General features: G+C 47.6%; 1 protein-coding gene. It reads left to right on the forward strand.

Annotated features, from left to right (window positions below; all coding sequences use genetic code 11):
* Window positions 1-311, forward strand: a 311-nt coding sequence (locus tag AB4185_RS21945) for a cadherin-like domain-containing protein (protein ID WP_372135938.1), incomplete at both ends; no start/stop codon positions are given.

The following is a 311-nucleotide window of genomic DNA, read 5'->3' on the forward strand; positions in this document are numbered from 1 at the left end:
GACCTGTTAACAGGCGCTACTGACATCGAAGGTGACAACCTTACTGTTGAAGGTGTGACCTACGATGGTGGCGACGGTATCCTTACTGATAACGGTAACGGCACGTACACCTTTGCTCCAAATGAAAACTTCAATGGTGATGTAAACTTCGGTTTCGATGTATCTGACGGTACCGATACAGTGTCAGCGAACATCGACGTAAGCGTAACAGCGGTTGATGATGCGCCTGTATCGGGTGACCTAGCGTACTCAATCGATGAAGATGGTTCGATTCGTCTAAGCCAAGAGCAATTGCTTTCTCAAGCATCTGA

This window comes from Vibrio sp. 10N.286.48.F5 (assembly GCF_041469785.1).
Taxonomy (GTDB): domain Bacteria; phylum Pseudomonadota; class Gammaproteobacteria; order Enterobacterales; family Vibrionaceae; genus Vibrio; species Vibrio crassostreae_C.